This is a genomic window from Mesorhizobium sp. M0189 (assembly GCF_040322135.1).
GTDB lineage: Bacteria > Pseudomonadota > Alphaproteobacteria > Rhizobiales > Rhizobiaceae > Mesorhizobium.
This window is the reverse complement of the sequence record NZ_JAMYSW010000003.1, coordinates 489,592-510,576: the sequence shown is the minus strand read 5'-3', so window position 1 is coordinate 510,576 and position 20,985 is coordinate 489,592. Positions and strand designations below refer to the sequence as shown.

The following is a 20,985-nucleotide window of genomic DNA, read 5'->3' as shown; positions in this document are numbered from 1 at the left end:
CCGCTCAGTACGAAAACAGCAACAACTTTAACATGTTAGAACCAGCGCAATCGTACAACGAGCGGCATTGGGAAACACCAGGAAAGGCGATCTGACAAATTCCTAATCTGTAGGTCACAGGTTCGATTCCTGTCGGGATCACCACTCAGTCACAACAAATACGGCTCGCACCGGGTGGCTCGAAATTCGCTCGACGTATCCGTAGGCTAGGCTGGGCGGTCTCTGAACAGTCGGGCTTGGTCGCCGAGCCGGTCTCTGTTTCTACAGCCTTTTCACGACCTGTCTCTGCAGGTGGTTTCCGTCGTGTTTCAGGAAAGGCCAGGAATTCGCTCAGAGTTCAAGCTAGCCGCCAACGAATTTCTGGCCGGTTGGCCCGAAAGCTGACCTGTTGAAGGTCTGCTTCGGGTTCAAAAAGCTGCCAGTGCCGCCCTTGCGCATTAGAGAACATGAACACCATAGCCGAATCGCGACCGGGAGGATCCGCATTTGGCGCGAAGCCGACCGTCAAGGGTCGCAGAGCATCATTTATGGAACCGTACATCGAATCGCGCGCCCGGCCAGCACCGCCCGGAACACTGGGTTCTATCTGAGCTCAAACAGCCTTGAACAGTCGGGTGAGAATGGGACAGCTACAGAGTCAAGCACCAGTGCGATACTTCGCTAGTTTCCTAAGGGTCGCCTGCTCGCGGAACCATTCTCGCAGAGGTCTGGCGGGCATTCCGCCTCAGCGTTCGCCTGCCGGTACGTCTCTCATGAACCGCGAAGCCGCCGCAAGTTGAGCGCCCTGACCGATGCGCAGATGGCCAGCGATCGCACTATGGCCACCCACCGCAACGTAATCCTCCAGCACGGTCGAGCCCGCGATCCCGACCTGGGCAGTGATGACGCAATGACGCCCGATCCGTACGTTGTGCGCAATCTGGACGAGATTATCGATCTTTGTCCCGTCTCCAATGACAGTATTGCCCGAGCTACCGCGATCGACCGTGCTGTTGGCTCCGATCTCGACGTCGTTTCCGATCGTGACTCGACCGAGTTGCGGGACTTTTACATGTCCTGAGCCGCTCATCGCAAAGCCGAAACCATCCTGGCCTATACGCGCGCCCGCATACACGATCGACCGATCACCTAAGGTGCAATGGGCTATTGAGACGCTAGGGCCGATAGAGCAGTCCCAGCCGATTACCACGTCCGGACCCAGCACCACATGGGCGCCTATTGTGGTGCCGGCTCCGATGAACACCCGATCTCCGATGACAACACCAGGATCGAGCACGACGCCGGCGCCGATCTGCGCCAATGGATGCACAAAACATCCCTCGGTGACATCAGGGCTGCCCAAAAGCGGCGCGGCTCGCAATGCCTCGGGGTGTAGCCGGGCAAGCACCTTGGCATAAACAAGGCGGGGATCCCGGACGGTGATGGGAACCGTGCCAGGCGGCACCAGATGGGCGAAGCGCTCCGTGACAAAGCAAGCGCCGGCCTTGGTGGTGCGCAAGGCGTTCGTGTAGCGTGCATGATCAATGTACGCGATATGCCACGACCGTGCCGTCTCAAGGCTCGCCCCGCTCTGCAGAAGCATGTCTGGATTGGCAGCTGCGGGCAGCAGCACTCCCGCCTCTTTGGCGAGTTCGGCTAAAGCTAATCCGCTCGGCTGAAAGATCGGCGGCACGGTCAGGCTCGGTTCATGGCAGGACTGGTTTGGTTTGATTTGCATTCATCAAAGTGTCGGTCGGCCTGTCGGGGGGCAGGGGAGTGCAGGCCGACCGACTTACCGCGGGTCCGCATGCGGACGACGCAGTCCATAAATCCGGATGCCCGGCGATGGAGTTGGTCGATACAAATTCTACTCTAGCTCTGCGGGCGAGCTGGCTTGTCCGTCCAGGACGGCGGCAAACCGAGTTGCCCGCCTGCGAAATCCTTCAGGCCGGGCGACCGACCGAACCTTTCGCAAGCCTGATATTTGGGTTTGCCGCCGAGCCCGGATTTCAGCTTCTGATAAGACGGAAGCTTCGGGAAGCCAAACTTGAATGGTGTTTTGCCCGTGACAAGCATCTTGGAAAAGTCGCTTCCGAAACTCTCCGCCAGAGAGTAGGCGTCGCCAATCTGTGACATCCGCGCGCCTGTTGTCACGAAATTCGCGCCCTTCGACCACACCATCGCAGCCGCCTGTTTTCCATCCTTCGTGGTCGCCTCGGCCTCGACGGCAAGCCCGCCCAGTCCCAGCGGAATCCTCGGGATAGGGACGGAGGAGGACGCGAACGAAGCGCCAATCGACGCCGCGGTCGACAGGCCGGCGACTGTGGCGTTCGTTGGCACAATGCGGGTGACCGTCGCGTGGACGACCAGATCGGCATTTTCTCTGTCGTCCGTGACCACGAAACGATCGCTGACGCCAACGCAAAGCGCGCGGCTGACTACGGCTGCCACCAAGGCCTGATCGGCGGGCTTTATGGAGGATTGCGCTGCGGTTGGCGAAACCAGCGTAGGCTCAATGTACACTGTTTTGCTTACGTTGAGATCCTCGGGGACAGCCTTGTACTCTGCCTTTCTTATTCGCCCGTCGACCTTGGTGAGACCGTCATAGGAGGCCAGCGAGTTGTCCGGCTGGAGTGGCACCGAGGTGCAGCCGGCAACTGCCGATACAAGCAGCGACGGCAGAAGCGCGGCGCCGATCGATCTATGCTGCAGCCGACCGGCAGCCTGGTTTGTATGGAAATTTGGCACTTCGTTCTCCTGTTGGGGCTTGGGGAATGGAGGGAGGCAGGCGGGTGGCTGCTGCATCTGTTTCGCTGGCTGATCGGCAGCAACCTTGTCGGTGAACACGGGCCTGTCTTGCCACAGGCTGCCACGAGCCATTTTTGTGTATCCCAGGTTGTAGACGGCGCGCATGTAGTCCGTGTTGAACGGATCGGTCATGCTGTAGGGGAGCTGCTTGTCGATCGAAGCCACGCGAAATCGAATGCCGTTCTTTTGGGCGTAGACGTAAGTGGCCAGCAGCGCACTGCGGGTCTGTGACTTGACAAGGGTGGAATTCGCCCTGGCCATGACAGAAAACGTATTGTTGGTTGTCGTGGTAAATTCTGGCATGAGCGCATTGTTGATGATGATGTACATGTTGAACTTGAGGTTCTTAGGCAGGACGCTTTTGTCCGAATTGGCTATCCACCCCTCCGGGATCGTCAGGATCTGGGTCGCCGAACCGCCGTCGGAGTGCATTTCTTCAAACGCCTCCCCTCCAGCTTCGGCGCGGATGAGCACGGCCGGATAAATGCCGGGGATACTTGCCGAGGCGATGAGTATGTCCTGGAAGAGTTTCAGCGAACCGGGCCGCCCGCTGCTGGCGATGGCGCCCATGTTCCAGATCACCGCTCTTTGGGAATCGAGGTTGGAGGTCAAAACAAGCAGTCGTCGCCCCTTGCGGTGCTCAGCCGCGATTTTTTTCAGTATGTCTCGCGTCAAATAGCGCTCGACCATTTTGCGAAGCGGCTCCTGTTTCAGGAGACTTGCTCCGAAGAGGCCTTTCGGTAGGAAATCCGCATCGACCAACTCCTTGGCGACACCGCTTGTATAGAGATCCACGAGGGGCTGGTCGTAGGCCGAGCCTAGGAAGGCGTAGGGCGCAATTAGCGCGCCCGTGCTGACACCGCTGACCATCTCGAATTCCGGCCGCTGTCCATTGTCCGACCAAGCCTTGAGCGCGCCGACGCTGAATGCGCCTGCGCCACCGCCGCTCGACAGGACGAGGTAGTTGATTTCCTTGTGTCTCGGGATGGGCAACCAGGTTTGCGCGTCGCGCAGTTTCCGGGCCGAATCTGCATAAATACGAATGTCGCTGAACCCTTGGATGCTGGCTACCGTCGCAGCCTTTGGCCCGTAAACAATGCGGTCCGGCGCCAAACAGCCCGCAAGGAAGGCCAGCAGGACGATGGCCACCAGTCGATGCATGTCTACCGCCTTGTCCCGGGCCATCGCCGGAAGGAACCATCAAGGTCTCCACCGGCGGTCGGCATACCCGCGACCGCTGTTCGCAATCGCGTCTGGCGGCATTAATCCCGATTTGTCGTTGCCGTGGGTTTTGTATTGTTAAGAGTTGTTTCGCCCTGCAATCCTCGCCGGCAAACGCTCTGCGCTTAAGAAGCCGCGCCGCCGAGTCGAAGGCCGCGGCCGTCAATGGTTTGACTTTTTGAAGGAACGGGCTCGGCGAAGATCGTCGCACAATGTGCCAATGCCGGGCTGGTACCGCATCTTGCGGTCGGCGGAAGCTATGCGGATGCTTTCCCGGCCGACCTTAGCACCGACTGAGCTGGTGCTGATGGCGGACGTTTCGGCGCTGCCGGTTTGGCTCTTGTTCGTTTGGTTGACTGGAAAGCGCGCCCTTTCCCCACAGGCCGTTCCCGACGACGCTTACGCCAACACCCGGATCAGATCGGCAGAGATCTTCTCCGCCAACATGATCGTGGGCGCGTTAAGATTCGCCGTAGGGATCGTGGGGAAGATCGATGCGTCCACCACCCTCAGATTGTCGAACCCGTGCACTTTTCCGGACGAGTCCACAACACTCCCCTCTCCCCTCCCCATACGCAATGTGCAGGAAGGATGATAGCTGGATTTCGCGACCCGTTTTGCCCAGGACAGCAACGTCTTATCGGTGCGACAGGCGACCTGTTCCCCGACCTCGCCCTTGAGCTTGGTCACCATGCTGGGCTGGTTCATCAAGTCGCGCAGCTGCCTGAGCGCGACAACCGCCAGCTTCCTGTCATGCTCTGTTCGTAGGTAGTTGAACCGAAAGGCCGGGGGAGCAAAAGGATCGGCGCTACTCAGCCAAACAAGACCCGTGCTTGTAGGCCGCTGAAGGCTGACAAAGCACTGAAACCCTGGGGCAATGCTGATTTCGCCGGCGCCGAAGCTCGATCGCGCCGCAAGACATTCTATCTGCACATCGGGCCGGCTCACCGTCTGGTCGGACGATAGCACGGCTCCTACCTCGAAAAGACCTGAGGTCCCCGGGCCGCGCCGGGATAGTAGCCATTCCAGACCCGGCGTAAGTCCTCCACCAAAGGGCAGGGTTTGAGCGGCCGACTCGCGGGAATCCTTGACTTCATATTCAACACAGAAACAGATGTGATCGCTTAATCCCTGACCAACTGCCGGCAAGTGAGAGACGACCGGTATGTCTAGCTGTCGCAAATGGTCCGCATGTCCGACACCCGACAGCATGAGCAATGGCGGCGAGACTAATGCTCCTGCGCAGCAAATGGCCTCCTGATGGACCGGGATCGTGATGCGGGTGCGGTTTTTAACTACCTCGACCGCAACACAACGATGGCCCTGGAAAATGACGCGAACTACGCGCGCGTTGAGCAAGACATCCAGATTTGGCCGGACCGGCCGATTGTGGAGATAGGCGAAGGACGCACTCATTCGGCGCCCGTTGCCGATGTTGTGTTGGATGCGATGGACGCCGCTTAGATAAGCCGCGTTGTGGTCGTGATTCACGCCGTGACCTGCCTCCACGCCCGCGGCAAGAAAGGCCTGGAACAGAGGATTGTCGGCTTTGGAACGCTCAACCTGAATCGGGCCTTGGCCTCCCCTGAACCGGTTGTCGCCACCCTCGAAAGTCTCAGACATTTTGAAGAACGGCAGAACCTCATCGTAACTCCAACCCTGAACGCCATAGCTTGCCCAACTGTCGTAGTCTTTCCTGTTGCCGCGCGTCCAGTTCATGCGACCGATAGACGAAGAGCCTCCCAACACCTTGCCGCAGGGTTGATAGACGCCGACGTCCTGGCCCTCCTCATCTCGGGCATACCGAAATATTTCCAGTTATACCGATCGCTTATCAACGGAAGACCTATGGCCGCAGGCATGCTTCCATCGATCGACTGGTCGGACCCGCCCGCCTCAATGAGAAGGACCGTTCGGGCAGAATCCTCTGCCAACCGGCTGGCCACCACACTACCGGCCGAACCAGAGCCGATGACCACGTAGTCGTATCGTCCTTTCCTGGGGGACCGCACGACTTGGATCATTTGGGTTCCCTCGATCCATGGTTAAACGGCCTGGCAACCCTGCCCAACGGGGAAGGCCACCATCGCGTCGACGGTGCGCCTGAGCTGCTGCAGGATCAGGTTGTCTTCAGAGCGGCCAGCCGCTGACGTCCGCAGTTTGATGTGGGCTGGGTCGGCGGTGGATGGCTGACGACAAGCTCATCGTTCACTCCCGATCGCGTCCGATCTTCTGGCGATCCGGTAAACCTGCGCAGGCGGCGCGTTTGCGAAGACCCATTCCATAAACGTCGCCTCAAGCCCGATCCGGTCGAGAACGGTGTCAGGTACTGGGCACCGCCAGCCGTAAGTGAACTGATAGACGGCTCCTCCCGGCCGAAGAATGTGAAAAGCGCCGTACAGAATGGCGAACACACGCCAAGCCGGCATAGTAGAAAGCGGGAGGCTGCTGATCACCGTGCCTATTTTTTCCCCGTCAAAGGGATTGCATCGCCGCAACTCCGTTGCGTCGATATCCAGCAACGCGGCAGCGGGGAACTGCCGACGTAGCACGCGGGCAAGGGACGCAGCGTTTTCGACGAGCGCAATGCGCTGCTGAGGCACGCCGCGTATGATAAGCTGTCGGGTGAAGACACCGGTTCCGGGCCTAAGCTCAACCACCGGAGACTGCGCAGAACTTATTTCGCGAGTCATTGCCACTGCCAGAGCTCTCCCGGAAGGCACGAGCAAGGCCGTCCGGAAGGTATCCGACATCCAGGTTCGAAATAGAGTAGTAGGATCCAACATTGCGGAGCTCCGCATACCGACAGGCAATATTTGTTATCCGTAAGCCTAAGGCGGAAAACGCCGATCAGGCAGCAGAGTTAAGGGCCGGTGCTGGCCGGAAAGTGTCGAAGGGGTAGCGCGGGAGTTAGTACGGAAGTCCTAGAACCTATAGCCCGCCATGAGCATCCCTGAAGGCTGCACTGTTTTCCGAACAATCGGACTGTCCTTCGCGTCGCCCGTGAGGAAGCCAACCCCTGCCTGCCCGCGCACAAACCAGTTTTGCGATGCCATGTACGTTACCGAAGCTTCGATATCGAAGCGCTTAAGCCCTGCACCTGCATCGTACTGCCGCAACCCCGATCTTGCCGACTGCAGAGCAGTCACCCCAAAGTAGCTTTGCATGTGATTTTTGTCTGCGAAGGTCGCCGACGCGCCCGCAGAGAGAATGAATGCGTTGTAGTGATGGGAAACGTTTGCGCCGATTTGACCAATCAGGCCGTCACTGCCCCCGAACGTCCTGTCGACAGATGTATAAATTTCCATCGGCCCCATTTCGTATGAGATCTGCGCTCCGACGACGCCGCCGCCGTCAATGTCACCGAGGCCTTTCAGGTGCTTGGAGTCCTTTTCCTTTCGCCCTCCGCCTATGTCATAGCCGCCCTTCACCGAGACCTTGAAACCGTTGGATTCTAGCACATCGATGCTCAGGCCGCCCGGATCAATGGTAAGACGACCAATGGTTGCGGAGATCATCGGTAGCGGGACGAGTTCGAACTCATCGGATCCTTCGTATTTTGGCGCGTACATAGCTCCGGCGGCAAGCATCACGTTCCAGTCGGCAAGCTTCTGGCGTATGGGGCCGTACCGTCTCTCGTCGACAGCATCCGCAGAGGGCACTGTTGCAGCCGCTTCATTCTCGAACGGTTCAGATGCGCCTGCTTGGAACGGCAAAAAAGCCACTGCTGAGAGGCTCGTGGCGACAAGAGCATCCCGCGAGCGGGTTGAGCGAGACTTTGTGGCTGGCATGCGAATCGTCTCCTGGGGATGGTGGAGGTATTCAAAGACGGCAAAAGGGAAGCCCGACACAGTCGTACCTCCAGCGCACGCACTATCTCGGACTACGACATTGCTTTGGGTTTAGTGATGTTAAGACATGTTGCGGCTCGACCCGTCTGGGTTGCTATGGCGGGGTAACAATCGCGCGGCCTTCGCTCAGATCACGCACATCAGGAGCCAACTAAAAACTGTGCTTTAGACGAGTTGGCTCAGCAACTGTGCTACACCGGCAATCAGCCCCAACACCAACAGCAACAGCGAGGTATTCACCGACCATTTGATGACGAGGTACAAGGGGCGGTTCGTCGACTTCAGCGCCCTGGTGCCTGCTAGGAGCGGCGCGAGCCCCGCAAAGACCCTGTTAGCGAAGCCACGATGGTCTTCCGGGGTATTAGGCACCACCGTGGCTCGTGTCAGGCCTTCGTAGAAGAAATTGAACACTGCACCCACCGGGTTCAAGGGCCTTTTGACATCGCACATGAGGATGAGCCGATCGCAGTCGGTATCGTTGCGCACGAAGTGCAGGTAGGTCTCATCGAACATGATGGCCTCGCCGTCGCGCCAACTCAACTTGCGGCCATCGACATTGATAAAGCAGGCGTCGGAGTTCGGGGTGACAAGACCGAGGTGGTAGCGCAGTGACACGGCGATCGGATCGGCATGCCGTGTCAGTTGCGCGCCCTTGGGAAGATAGGCAAACATCGCTCCATGGACGCTTGGCACGCTCTGGAGGATCTGGACCGTCTTGGGGCAAAGGCGTTTTGCTGAATGGTGCTCATATCCGTACCACTTAATGTAGAAGCGGCTCCAGCCGTACTTGAAGAACGTGCGGAAGCCGACGTCATAGGTTCCCGCCGTGCCCGGTCGTTTGGTGGCGTCGAAGTAGTTCTGGCGCAGCAGTTCAAGGCCTTCCTGGCGAATGGTGTGCCAGTTTTGACGCAGCACCTCGAGTTCAGGAAAATCGGCCGGGTCGAGAACAGCCCTTGATCCGTGCGGCAGCGTTGTCATGTACAAGGCACAATTCAACGGCGAAAAAATTGGCCATCCCTTGCGGATGTATTCAGACAGGCTTTCGTAGCGAACTTCACCCCGGAAGCGGTAGACGTACACGGTGCTCGCCGCCACTAGCGTGACCATGACGACAAGAATTAGCATGAGATTTGCCCAGAATGCGCCAGTTGCCGCGATGTTGAGATGCTTCCGTTGCGCCGACCCAAGTCAGACACTTCAGAATGTGTTCATCCGAGGCGCGCTTGCACGTTCGGATGGCGGCATTAGTCCAGATTCGTCGTTGCATTGGATTTTGTGTTGTTAAGAGTTGTTTTCGGTCCAGACGATTCATCACGGACGGTCGCCGGACGACCATCCGGCCGATGAGGGCCGGAGCCAAACCTTGCTCGAAATGATCTGCTATGCTGGGAGCGTGCTTGCTATGGCCGCTTCGGCCTACGACTTTCGCCTGACATCACTCGCTGCGCGGGGGATTCCAAGCTTCAACTTTCGCGTTCGACGAATGATCAGCTAAAACGAACGTTTGGCAGCTATCACGACTTCGTCGACTAGGTCTCGTCTCAGCAAATCGATGGGAATACTGCCCTCGAGGTAAGGTGAAGGGCGAACGAGCCATGACCACGCAAGCCTTGGCTGCTTTGCCAGCGCGAACACTTCAGGTATTCCGGCAACGGGTCTGCCGTCAACGAACTGGGCCAGCGGGAACACGTGCCGGCCGAGGCCCTTGCGCAATGCGATAACCTGGTTGCGTTTCTGCCAGCGGTGCAACGTCGATCTCGGAATCTGCAGATTTTCCTCGAGGTATGTTGGCCCGACAACCGCGCCTGCCCAGTCTTCAAGACGCATCGTGGCAACATCGGCGAGTCGCCATCGCGTCAAATAGGGTTCAGACTCTCGCCCCGCATTCACTCGCGCCAAATCGGCATTTGTTTGTTCAGACGGCCCTGTGCCCCTGGATACATTGTCACGAAGAAACTCCGTCTTGCGCCTGAATTCGGTTACGGGCTCGAAGTAGGTAACAGAGTCCGGTTCGCGCGTTGCGCCGCCGAGCTCGCTTTCGTTTCCCGAGCTTGCCACCGCACCTTCTATTACCTGCCTGACGTCCGTAGTCTCGTGATCATAGGTCACCATGCAACCCCAGCGATACGGGCTTGGGCCTCCGGGATGATCCGCGCAACGGAAACTGTCCGCGCTGATAACACCCGGAACCTTCATCACCTTGTCGCGATACAAATATGCGCGCTGATCATCATCGGACCCCATCAAGGCTTTAGTCAGGATGATCAGCTTACGAGAGCTCATAATCGGACCTCTATTGCGATTTAGGTGGAAACCTCTTTAAAATAACGGTCTCCATTGCTTTTTAAAGCAATAATTTGTTTGAATAGATTTAGAAATATTTTCGGATATTTCCATTCTTTTCGATTTTGATCGAGCGTTTCCACCATTGCCTCTCTGACCTAGAGCGCCTGAGATGCCGTTGCTTTGCGGCGATTGAACGAGAGGGCCGGGCCCCTAGTCGAGCGCTACCGCGATCTGCCTTTTCTCTACTACCGCGCAGCGCCGGAAAGCTAATGCAGTCCGACGGTCATGCGAAAAGCCGGAAAGAAAACGGTCCGCGGCGCCCGCCGCGGACCAAGCCAGACCAGACGAAATCTAGAACGAGCGCTGCATGCGAAGGATACCGCCGACACCATCGGTCTTGGCGTGATACACGCTGGCACCCTTGTTGTAGTAATCGACTTCTGCCGTGGCCGTGAGGCCGGGGACGAGGTCGTAGGCAACGTTGGCAGCGACACCGAGGGTCTTGCCTTCGTCATACGAGGCCTGGAGGTTGAACGAAGTCTTCTCGTTGAACTTGTAGGTGCCACCACCCCAGACTGCCCACTCGCCATCCCATAGCTTGTAGAAGTTGTGAGCAGCATTCGAGTCCGAACCGTAGCCGCCGATAGCAAACAGCGACAGTTCGTCGGTGGCGTTCACGTCCAAGCGAACTTTGCCCGCCACTTCTTCATAGTTGCTGTCATAGGCGATGACGCCAGTGACCGCGCCCCAGCCCTGCGTGTACTTCACGCCGCCAACGACATGCGGGACATAGCTGTCGATCGTCTCGGCGCCAGCGCCCTCTTCGAGCGAGACCACGGCCGAAAAGCCGTTGCCAGCGTCGAAGTAGTACTGGATGACGTTGGTGTCGAACGAGCCGTATGGGACGATCGTGTCGTCGATGACGTTGCCGGCGTAGCCGATGAACGTATCGAAGGCTGATTCGTCCTTACCGACGCGAAGACCACCGAGCTGCATCCAGGCGAAGTTCAGCGATACGTCCTTGTTACCTGCCTGCCAGCCAGGGCCGCCAACCAACGGGCCGGCACCATCCGGGTCAGCATAATCGCCGCTGCTGTTGCCGAAGTTGAACCGGGTCTCGGTGTAGGTCTTCAAGGTGCCCATCTCGGTTTCCTGACCGGTGTAGGTCCTCAGCGTGAAGCGGGCCTGCTTGTAGTAGGTGTCGTTTGTTTTGCCGGTTTTGAGATGATCCGGAACGTTCTGCGCGCCCTCCCGGTCACCGACGCCGACGTCGTAGCGGATGTAGCCGCCGATGCGCAGGCAGATTTCGGTGCCGGGGATGTAGAAATAGCCAGCGCCGTAGACGTCGCAAATCTTGACGTATTGAGCAGGTTCCGGCTCGGCAACGACGACGGCGTCGGCGGCGCGAGCACCGGAAACTGCGACCAGGGCCGCAGCTGAGCCGAGAAGCAGGCTCTTGATGTTCATTTTCTGACCTCCAGTGAAGTTAAAAGGGGCTGGCCAAGATCTTAGCCTCGATCCCCGTCCACGAAGCAGCGTGACGCGCCGCCTCTCCGCAAGGGATTATCGATGGGGTCGAATTGATCAATGGTATTTTGCGATCGTGTGACGACAATTACTAAGTATATGCGCTCATGTTGCGTAAATATCACCTATTTCGGCACGAATTGTACTTATAATCCGCGTGGAACTGACGGCACATTTGCAACGTATGTTACGATTTTACATTTCATCATGAAATACCCTTCTCCCGCAGCCAGTTCACGATGTTTGGTCGTTCGGGAGAAGGCCTCCTATGCAATCGCGTCCGTTAGCGCGCGGAAATATGCCCAATGAAGCAATTTCGATCGGGTCGGGCCCAGACAGGCGCTGGGCAGGTTTGGCTGGCGAGGGAGCAGCCCGACAGTTGCGCAGTGACCGAGCGCGCCGGCCTCGGCATGAGGCAAGCTCACCGATCGCCGTGGCCATTTCGGTTGCCGATGGAACTTTTGACCGGAGCGAACCCGCCACGGTGGCCGGCAACAAAACTTCACCGACCGCCTTGGTTTTGTCCCGCTTTTGACATCGCCAGGATCTCGGCCGCGGCTACGTTCGAATGCGATAAAGACGGAGACCGTTTATGGCCCATGACGATCTAAAGCGGGCAGACATCCTGAAAGACCCACTCATAAGACAGATGATGCGTGCGGACCGGGTCTCTTTGAGAGAGATGAAGAAACTGCTTCAGGATGCGGCGGCGCGGTCGCACCGGTGTCATGGCAAGGACGAGCCCTTGCGGACGCAGGAGACGCCGCCCTCACCGCGATAAGACTTTGAACGCGGCTGTCAAACGTCACGCATCCTGCGTCCTGCTACGTGGTCGACTGCCTGCCCTTGGCGAGCGCCTGCCGCGTTGAAGCCTGTCGTTGCATCTCGTCAGTCTTGCTGTTTTTGAGCGAAACAACCTGCTCCGGCGGCAACGATATAGTTGCCCGTAGCCCATGCGGCGATATGTTCTCGAGCAACAGCGAACCACCATGGCTCTTTGCGATCTCATCCGCGATCGAAAGACCCAGACCAAAACCGCTGTTGGTATTCGAGGATCTGGCCTCATCTGCCTTGAAAAAAGGCTCTAGAGCCTTCTCGTGGAGACCTTCTGCAAGGCCGGGGCCATCGTCTTGCACAACAACGGACACTTTGCTTGGCGGGAAATTGGACAATTGGACATGCACGATCTTGCCGAATCTGACGGCATTTTCCACGATGTTGGTGACTGCCCGCGTCAGCCCTTTCTGCTTGCATGAATATCCGAATCTCTCGGGGCCGACGTAAATCACTGTGTGTCCAACATCGGAGAACCCGGCAACGATTGTCTTTATCAGGGCCGCAATATCAACTTTTCGAAGCGGCTCGTCGCGGGCCGTGCTGCTCAGATACTGGAGGCTTTCCTCGATCATCGCTGTCAATGTAGCGATATCGTCAAGCATCGCTTGTTTGGACGGGATCTCCTTTGATCGCTCCACGCGCATTCTTAGCCGCGTCAGTGGTGTTCTCAGGTCGTGGCTCACTGCGGTCAGCATCCGCGTGCGGTCATCAACCATCTTGCGAATTCCGCGCCGCATGTCGTTAAGTGCCGTTGCGAGGGTGCGAAGCTCCTTGGCGCCTGCGACAGTGAACAACTGCTCCTCGTTGCCGTCGAGGCGCAGGCTCTTTGCAGCCTCGGCGAAGCGGACGAGAGGCGACGTGATCACGCCGCCGATATAGAGGACCAGCAGAAGCATCGGCAGGATCAACATCAGAATCTTGGCAATGAGTTCGACAATCGTGCCGAACACGGCTGGATAGGTATCGGCGTCAGAGAACCGGACCAGGAGGCCGCGCTTGGCGTCGACACGCACCGCCAGGGCATTGTGTTCAGCATCCTGCGGAACAACCGTGGCCTCAAAGTCAGAGGGCAGCACGTCGCGGAGATCATCGGCGATGAATTGCATATTCCCTTGGTGGCTGCTTGCGACGTTAAGATCAGGCCACGGTAAAACGCTCATCTCCAGACCGGTGGGAGCGCTCGCGCGCAGCAGCTTCTCGGCGTCGGCATCGTCCGCGCTGTTTCTGAGTTGCTCTACGATCAATTCGATCTGCGTGCTTCTGACCGCCACCACTTGCTTGGCCTGGAAGATGTACGGCTCCGGCAAGAGCGCGACAACGCTAAGGAGCACTGCCGGAATAGGGATCGCGGCGAGCACGACGAACTGGAGCCGAATGGGCGCCCGTCTGAACCGACCGATCATATGGCTACCGAGACCTCCGGAGTGAAGATGTAGCCTCCCAGCCGCACTGTCTTGATGAAAGTGGGCTCCTTATAGTTCGGCTCTATCTTTTGCCGGATACGGCTCACATGCACATCAATGCTGCGCTCGACAGGTCCGGCAGCGCCAGCGTGGGTACGCGCAAGTATGTCGTGCCGGTTCATCACCTGGCGAGGATTCTCGCAGAACACAAGCAGCACATCGAATTCCGCCGTCGTAAGCGGCACATGCACACCGTCAACGTCAGTTAATTCGCGTGTGACAGGGTCGATGCGCCAGCCCGCGAACGTCATCGGGTCTTGGCTTGGCCTGACTTGGCTTGAATAAGACGAACGGCGCAACAGCGCCTTTATTCTCGCCAACAGCTCCCTGGAGCTGAACGGTTTTGTAACATAGTCGTCGGCACCCATTTCAAGCCCAACGACCCTGTCCACCTCTTTCGTCAGAGCGGTGAGCATAAGGATGGGCGTCGTATCGGATGCCCTGATCCTTCTGCAAATGCTAAAACCATCCTCTCCCGGCAGCATTCCGTCCAGCACAATAAGGTTGAACTCTCTCTTTTTTAAGACGCGGTCCATCTCCATCGCCGATCCGACCGTCTCGGCAGCATAACCCGCATCCTTCATCAACTCGATCAGCATGGTGGCTATATCCCGGTCATCCTCGACGACGAGGATTCGGGCTGAAGCTTGAGTTAGGACATTGTATCCGAGGCTATCCATAGGTTTGGCCATTTTCGTTGCCCTTTCCCTTCCGGAATAACACGCTGTACATGATGGCTGTCAGCAACAATTGTGTTTAGTTTTGTTGCTGCGCCCCCCACAGGCCGCCTCCGGGCCCGACAGCCGCTGTATCTACGGCCCATGAATGACGCGCACCGGTGCTTCCGGCGGGCCGCTCAGCCGCTGCGCCTTAGCAACTCTTAACAATACAAAACCCACGGCAATGACAAAACCGGACTAATGCCCCAGGCGCGATTGCGAAGAACATTCGCGAAATGTGCGGTGCTGCCGGTGGAGACTTAGATGTTTCCGCCGGGTGGCGGCCCCGGAACAAGGCGGTAGACATGCATCGACTACTGGCCATCATCATGATGGCCTTTCTTGCTGGCTGTTTCGCGCCGGGCCGTAATGCCTGCCAATCGAAGGCCGCGATGAAGGCGGCCTATCGCAGGATTGTCGGTATGGGCGGTCTTGGAGCGTGCCTGATCGTGTCAGGCTGCACGACCGTGGCCAGCGTTCAGGAACCTGATTTGAAGATCGCGAATGCCTGGCACGCGACCTTTCCGCATGGCGGCCGGGCCGGCGATCTCGTGTCCTGGTGGTCCACGTTTTCCGATCCATCGCTGACGGCCCTCATTGCATCTGCGCAGGCGGAAAGCCCCAGTCTCGAGTCGGCCGCTGCAGAGATCGAGAGGGGGCGCGCCACGCTGACATCTACGCAGGCGAGCCTTTTTCCGGGGCTTGGCGGCTCGGGATCGCTCGCCCGCTCCGGCAGCGGCGGCAACAAAGCCAACCAAGTTGCTGCCGCTACGACGGTGAGCGGCAGCCTCGACGCTTCTTGGGAAATCGATCTGTTCGGCAAGACTCGGCAGAGGAGCGAGGCTGCGCGGCTGCGGGTCCACGAGCGCACCGCCGATTGGCACGATGCGCGCGTCTCACTCGCGGCGGAGGTGGCGGACTACTATATGCAGTACCGTGCCTGCCGGCAGCTGGAGCAAGTTTATACCACCGAACTCGCCTCGCAGCGCGAGACGATCCGGGCAATGGAAATGGCCGCAACCTCCGGCCTTACGTCGAGCGCCGACCTCGCGCTAGGGCGGGCGAGTGCTGCTACCTCGGCCTCGACACGGACCGCCCAGCGTGCCGAGTGCGAGGTTCTCGTCAAATCTCTCGCCCGCCTTATCGGCGGTGACGAGCCTCACGTCCGCGATATTCTGGCGATGGGCAAGCACGGGTTACCCACGCCGAGGACCCTCAAGCTATCCGCCGTGCCTGCCGACGCCTTGCGGCAGCGCCCCGACATCGACGCCCTTGAGCTCGAGGTCGCTGCATCGCTCGCCGAGATCGGCGCGGCAAAAGCCGATCTCTATCCGAGTCTCAGCCTCAGCGGCTCGGTCACGATCGACAGTTCATCGCTGATCGGAACCTCTCTGCCCTGGTCCTTCGGCCCGGCCATCTCGATCCCGCTCTTTGACGGTGGTTCGCGCCGGGCGGCAGTGGGCAGCGCGGCAGCCGCATATAAGGTGGCGGTGGCCGCCTACAAATCAGGTGTGCTGGACGCGGTCGCCGAAGTCGAGACCGCACTCGTGCGGATCGACAGTACGCGACGGCAGATCGGCGACGCCAGTGTCGCGGCGCGCAACTATCGCGCCTACTTCAAAGCCGTGGATTCGAACTGGAAGGCCGGTGGCGCAAGCCTGCTCGACCGCGAGGAAGCCCGGCGTTCGGCGCAGTCGGCGGAGGTCTCGCTCATCGAAATCCGTCGTGACTCCGTGCGCTATTGGATCGCCCTCTACAAGGCGCTGGGCGGCGGCTGGGATGCGAGCGCCTCCTCATCCAAGGACCTGCCGCAAACATCGAAAGAAAACCTGCTCTGATGCGATCTTCACCTCTTCTCCTCGCCGCTACCCTGAGCGGGATCCTTGTTTTCGCCGTAGAGCCCGCGCTCGCGCAACAGAACGAGGCGGCAGCGCTTACCGTCGCAGTGGCAAAGCCCGCGGAACGCCAGTGGCCTGAAACGATACCCGCCAGCGGCTGGCTGAAGCCCTGGCACGAGGCGGTCATCGCCGCGGAAATCGGCGGCCTGCGTGTGACCGATGTCCTTGCCGATGTCGGGTCGGTTGTCTCAAAGGATCAGCCCCTGGTTCGGCTGGCCGACGAAACGGTGCGGGCGGAACTGCGCAAGGAAGAGGCTGTCCTGGCAAGTGCCAAGGCGGACCTCGCAAAAGCCAGGGCTAGTGCGGACCGAGCACGCAAGGTGCAGGGAAGCGGTGCGCTTTCTGAAGAGAAGATCACTGAATACCTGATCGCCGAGCAGACTGCGATCGCGAGTGTCGAATCCGCCGAAGCCTCGCTGGAAAGCCAGAGGATCAAGCTTGCTCAGACGACCATTATGGCCCCGGACGACGGGCTGATCACCGCCCGTTCGGTCCAACTCGGCGCTGTCGTCTCCTCCGGCACGGAGCTATTCCGTCTCGTGCGCCAGCAGCGCGTCGAGTGGCAGGCGGAAGTGTCTGCACGTTATTTGCCTCGCATCAAAGAAGGCCTGACCGCCACGATCATCAGCCCGGAGCGGCGGCGCGTCAAAGGGACCGTGCGGCTCGTGGGGCCGACGGTCAGCACCGATACCGGAAGGGTGCTCGCCTATGTGGCGCTGCCGGCGGACGCGCACCCACCCATCGGCCTCTACGTCACCGGCCAGATTGAGCTTGCGACCACGCAGGCCCTCACCGTGCCCGAGACGGGCCTCGTGATGCGTGATGGCATCGCTTACGTCTTCACCGTGGGTACAGACGGGCGTGCGTCACGCGTCCGAGTTGAAACCGGCCGCCGCAATGGCAGCGAAGTGGAGATCCTCTCGGGCCTTGATCCCTGGGCCGACGTGGTGACGGCGGGCGGCGCCTTCCTTTCGGACAGGGCTCTTGTCCGGGTAGAGGAGGACGCACGATGAACTTTTCCGCCTGGTCGATCCGCAATCCGGTTCCCGCAATCCTGCTATTCATCCTGCTCACCGTTAGCGGCCTGCTCGCCTTCGATCGCTTAGCGGTACAGAATTTCCCCGACATGGTGCTGCCGACTGTCCAGATCAACGCCGCGTTCGAAGGTGCCGCACCGGCCCAACTCGAAACCGAAGTCGCGCGCAAGATCGAGGACAAGCTCGCCTCTCTGAGCCTCCTAGAGCATGTCACTACCACGATTACGGACGGCGCGGTCAGCATCAATGTCTCATTTCAGCTGGAGAAGGACGGCGAGGCAGCGCTGAACGAGGTGCGCAATGCCGTCGACAGTATGAGCGGCGACCTGCCTGCCCAGATGCAGACACCAAGCGTGACGAAAACGACGGTGCAAGGCTCACCGATCCTTACTTATGCCGTGCGCTCCGTCCGCCTCAATGAGACGGAACTCTCCTGGTTCGTCGACAACGACATGACAAAGGCCTTACTTGCCGTGCCCGGCGTCGGCCAGGTCAGCCGCATTGGCGGCATCAATCGTGAGGTGCAGATCGATCTCAATCCCCAACTCATGAGTTCGCTCGGCCTCAGCGCCGCAACCGTTTCCGCGCGGCTCAAATCCATGCAGTCGGACGCTTCTGGCGGCCGGGCGGAAATCGGCGGCAGCAAGCAGGTGATCCGCACGCTCGGCGCGGTTTCTTCGATTGAGGCATTAAGGGCGCTCGCAATCCCGCTCCCAAGTGGCGCCCTGGTGCGTCTCGACGAGATCAGCACCGTTACGGACAGCTTCGCTGACCGGGGGTCCATCGCCTATCTCGATGGCGAGCCGGTGATCGCAGTGCAGCTCAAACGCTCGAACGGCTTTTCGGATACGGGCGTCGCGGCAGCCATCCGGACTGGCATGCAGAACTTCGCCGCCGCCAAGCCCGATGTTGAGATCGTCGAGGCCTACAGCACGACCGGGCCGATCATTGAAAACTATGACGGCTCCATGCACATGCTCTACGAGGGCGCCATCCTCGCGATCGTCGTGGTCTGGCTCTTCCTGCGCGACTGGAGGGCGACTGTCCTTTCGGCGGTTGCGCTGCCACTATCGGTCATTCCGACCTTTCTTGTGATGTATCTGGCGGATTTCAGCCTCAACACGGTGACGCTGCTCGCGCTCTCTCTCGTGGTCGGCATCCTGATCGATGATGCGATTGTCGAAATCGAGAACATCGCGCGCCATCTGCAAATGGGCAAACACCCGAAGGAGGCCGCGCTTGAGGCCGCCGACGAGATTGGCCTTGCCGTCATCGCCACGACCTTCACGCTCGTCGCCGTCTTCCTGCCGACTGCCTTCATGAGCGGTATTCCCGGCCTGATCTTCCGTCAGTTCGGGGTGACGGCAGCCGTGGCGGTCCTCGCCTCACTGGTCGTCGCGCGCCTGCTGACGCCGATGATGGCCGCCTACATGATGAAAGCGCATCCCGTCGAGGCAAAGGACGGCTGGATCATGCGCGCCTACATGGCCGTCGTCAGAATCTGCCTGCAGCGCCGCAAACTAACGGTCCTTGGCGTCATGCTGTTTCTCGGCCTTTCCATGTCGACGATCCCGTTCCTCAGTTCCGGCTTTCTGCCCGCTTCGGATGATGCGCAGACGCAAGTCACCTTGACGCTGCAACCTGGCAGCACCATTGGGCAGACGGAGGCGATCACGCGGCGAGCCGCCGAGATCGTTTCCCGACTGCCGGACGTGACGCATGTGTTCTCCTCCGTGGGAAGCGTCTCTTCGAATGACTTGATCGATTCCTCGACGACCGCCGATACGGGGGCCGCTTCCCTCGTGGTCGATCTCAAGAAGATCGGCGATCGCACCCGCACGCAGACCGAGATCGAGAATGATATCCGGCAGGCACTTTCCGTCCTTCCCGGCACCAGGATCGCTGTGGGGACGCGCGGCAACGGCACGACATTGGAGATCACGTTGGCGAGCGACGATTCCGATGCGCTCGGCCAGGCAGCCGGCGCGCTCGAAGAGCAACTGCGCACCCTCAGGAGAGTCGGCGCGGTCACCTCCAGTGCCTCCCTGCAGGCGCCGGAAATCCAGATCGTCACGAACCTCGACAGCGCGGCCGCTCTCGGCGTGACGGCGGAAGCGATTTCCGAGGCGGTTCGCGTGGCAACAAACGGCGACTATTCCTCTTCGCTCGCGAAGCTCAACCTGTCACAGCGCCAGCTTCCTATCCGTGTCCGATTTGACCCCAGCAACCGGACGACGTTTGATGACATTGCCAATCTTCGCGTTGCCGGCGCCAGGGGCAGCGTCGATGTTGGCTCGGTCGCCGAGATCAGCATCGGCGGCAGCCCGTCGGAAATCAGCCGCATCGACCACTCGCGAAATGTCACGCTATCGCTCGAGTTGAACGGGCGCATCCTCGGCGACGTCTATCGCGAGGCACAGGCATTGCCTGCCCTTCGCAACCTCCCGGAAGGCGTCCGGCTCGTCGAGCAAGGAGAATTAGAGCGCAGCTCCGAGCTCTTTGGCAGTTTCGCCATCGCTATGGGGATCGGAATATTCTGCATCTATGCCGTGCTGGTCCTTCTCTTCCACGACTTCCTTCAACCGGTGACGATCCTTATGGCGCTGCCACTTTCTCTCGGCGGCGCCCTGCTGCCGTTGGTGCTGACCGGCACGAGCTTTTCCATGCCAGTGGTGATCGGGTTGCTCATGCTGATGGGTGTGGTGACGAAGAATTCGATCCTTCTGGTCGAATACGCGATCATCTCACGCCGCGCCGGCCTCTCGCGCTTCGACGCTCTTGTCGACGCCTGCCATAAGCGCGCTCGCCCGATCGTGATGACGACGATCGCGATGGGCGGCGGCATGCTTCCGGTAGCCCTCAGTCTCAGCGGCGGCGACTCCAGTTTCCGTCAACCCATGGCAATTGTTGTCATCGGCGGCCTGATGACTTCCACCGTCTTTAGCCTCGTCGCGATCCCCGTCATCTTCACCTTCGTCGATGACTTTCTCAGGCTTCTCAAACGGCTTGCCGCCCTAGGAGAGCATGAGACCTCGCCGGCTTCCACACCTGAAGACGCAGTGCAGTTCGAGGCACCGCTTCGGCGGGAGCGGTCCTGGGACGCACCTCGACTACGATCCGGCCTTCGTGAAACAGGCGCGGAATCGAACTGGCCTGCCACGCCAGCGGACGGACTTTCTCATCCTCCTGCCGAACGACCCGCGCGTCGGAATTGAGGCCGATGAGTGGTAGCACTTTGGCCGCATTGGCTAGCCGCGCTGTCCGTCTATTCGGCCATGGCGGGTGCAGATCGCGAGCGCCTGCCACGACTGGCCAGCTGTCCGTCAAGTCCATTCTCATCATTCAGACAAAGTATATTG

12 protein-coding genes, 1 tRNA gene and 1 pseudogene are annotated in these 20,985 nt (G+C 59.4%); 4 read left to right on the top strand and 10 right to left on the bottom strand.

The annotated features are described in order from the left end of the window. The first annotated feature begins 79 nt into the window (after nucleotides 1-79). A tRNA-Arg gene (locus NKJ09_RS08260) sits at nucleotides 80-144 on the top strand. 493 nt (nucleotides 145-637) lie between these two features. Here NKJ09_RS08260 and lpxD read toward each other — a convergent pair. The 10 genes and pseudogenes from lpxD to NKJ09_RS08210 form a co-directional block, all read right to left on the bottom strand. Continuing rightward, a pseudogene (gene lpxD, locus NKJ09_RS08255) lies at nucleotides 638-1,717 on the bottom strand (UDP-3-O-(3-hydroxymyristoyl)glucosamine N-acyltransferase). A 134-nt stretch (nucleotides 1,718-1,851) separates the two neighbouring features. Continuing rightward, complete coding sequence (locus NKJ09_RS08250; protein ID WP_352494218.1) at nucleotides 1,852-3,948, bottom strand: DUF3313 family protein; 2,097 nt, start codon at nucleotides 3,946-3,948, stop codon at nucleotides 1,852-1,854. A 459-nt stretch (nucleotides 3,949-4,407) separates the two neighbouring features. Next, nucleotides 4,408-5,820, bottom strand: coding sequence for a GMC family oxidoreductase (locus NKJ09_RS08245; protein ID WP_352494242.1), 1,413 nt, complete (start codon nucleotides 5,818-5,820; stop codon nucleotides 4,408-4,410). A 389-nt stretch (nucleotides 5,821-6,209) separates the two neighbouring features. Beyond that, complete coding sequence (locus NKJ09_RS08240) at nucleotides 6,210-6,701, bottom strand: class I SAM-dependent methyltransferase (RefSeq protein WP_352494241.1); 492 nt, start codon at nucleotides 6,699-6,701, stop codon at nucleotides 6,210-6,212. Nucleotides 6,702-6,932: 231 nt separating this feature from the next. Beyond that, on the bottom strand, nucleotides 6,933-7,799 hold the full coding sequence (locus tag NKJ09_RS08235; RefSeq protein ID WP_352494217.1) for a MipA/OmpV family protein: 867 nt from the start codon (nucleotides 7,797-7,799) through the stop codon (nucleotides 6,933-6,935). 225 nt (nucleotides 7,800-8,024) lie between these two features. After that, nucleotides 8,025-8,984: an aspartyl/asparaginyl beta-hydroxylase domain-containing protein gene (locus NKJ09_RS08230; protein ID WP_352494216.1), complete on the bottom strand. Its 960-nt coding sequence runs from the start codon at nucleotides 8,982-8,984 to the stop codon at nucleotides 8,025-8,027. Nucleotides 8,985-9,350: 366 nt separating this feature from the next. Then, nucleotides 9,351-10,142, bottom strand: coding sequence for an antitoxin Xre/MbcA/ParS-like domain-containing protein (locus NKJ09_RS08225; RefSeq protein ID WP_352515605.1), 792 nt, complete (start codon nucleotides 10,140-10,142; stop codon nucleotides 9,351-9,353). A 354-nt stretch (nucleotides 10,143-10,496) separates the two neighbouring features. Then, the gene (locus tag NKJ09_RS08220) at nucleotides 10,497-11,612 is read right to left on the bottom strand and encodes a porin (RefSeq protein WP_352494214.1); all 1,116 of its coding nucleotides are present in this window, start codon (nucleotides 11,610-11,612) and stop codon (nucleotides 10,497-10,499) included. An 884-nt stretch (nucleotides 11,613-12,496) separates the two neighbouring features. Next, the gene (locus NKJ09_RS08215; RefSeq protein ID WP_352515606.1) at nucleotides 12,497-13,912 is read right to left on the bottom strand and encodes a sensor histidine kinase; all 1,416 of its coding nucleotides are present in this window, start codon (nucleotides 13,910-13,912) and stop codon (nucleotides 12,497-12,499) included. Then, on the bottom strand, nucleotides 13,909-14,664 hold the full coding sequence (locus NKJ09_RS08210) for a response regulator (RefSeq protein WP_352494212.1): 756 nt from the start codon (nucleotides 14,662-14,664) through the stop codon (nucleotides 13,909-13,911). The genes NKJ09_RS08215 and NKJ09_RS08210 overlap by 4 nt, the downstream gene beginning before the upstream one ends. Nucleotides 14,665-14,927: 263 nt before the next feature. On the opposite strand from NKJ09_RS08210, the gene NKJ09_RS08205 reads away from it, so the two are divergent. The 3 genes from NKJ09_RS08205 to NKJ09_RS08195 are packed head-to-tail and all read left to right on the top strand — an operon-like array spanning nucleotide 14,928 to nucleotide 20,841. Continuing rightward, nucleotides 14,928-16,529, top strand: a complete 1,602-nt coding sequence (locus NKJ09_RS08205) for an efflux transporter outer membrane subunit (RefSeq protein WP_352494211.1) — start codon at nucleotides 14,928-14,930, stop codon at nucleotides 16,527-16,529. Further along, the gene (locus tag NKJ09_RS08200; RefSeq protein ID WP_352494210.1) at nucleotides 16,529-17,602 is read left to right on the top strand and encodes an efflux RND transporter periplasmic adaptor subunit; all 1,074 of its coding nucleotides are present in this window, start codon (nucleotides 16,529-16,531) and stop codon (nucleotides 17,600-17,602) included. The genes NKJ09_RS08205 and NKJ09_RS08200 overlap by 1 nt, the downstream gene beginning before the upstream one ends. Then, nucleotides 17,599-20,841: an efflux RND transporter permease subunit gene (locus NKJ09_RS08195; protein ID WP_352494209.1), complete on the top strand. Its 3,243-nt coding sequence runs from the start codon at nucleotides 17,599-17,601 to the stop codon at nucleotides 20,839-20,841. Before NKJ09_RS08200 ends, NKJ09_RS08195 begins: the two co-directional genes overlap by 4 nt. Nucleotides 20,842-20,985: the final 144 nt, after the last annotated feature.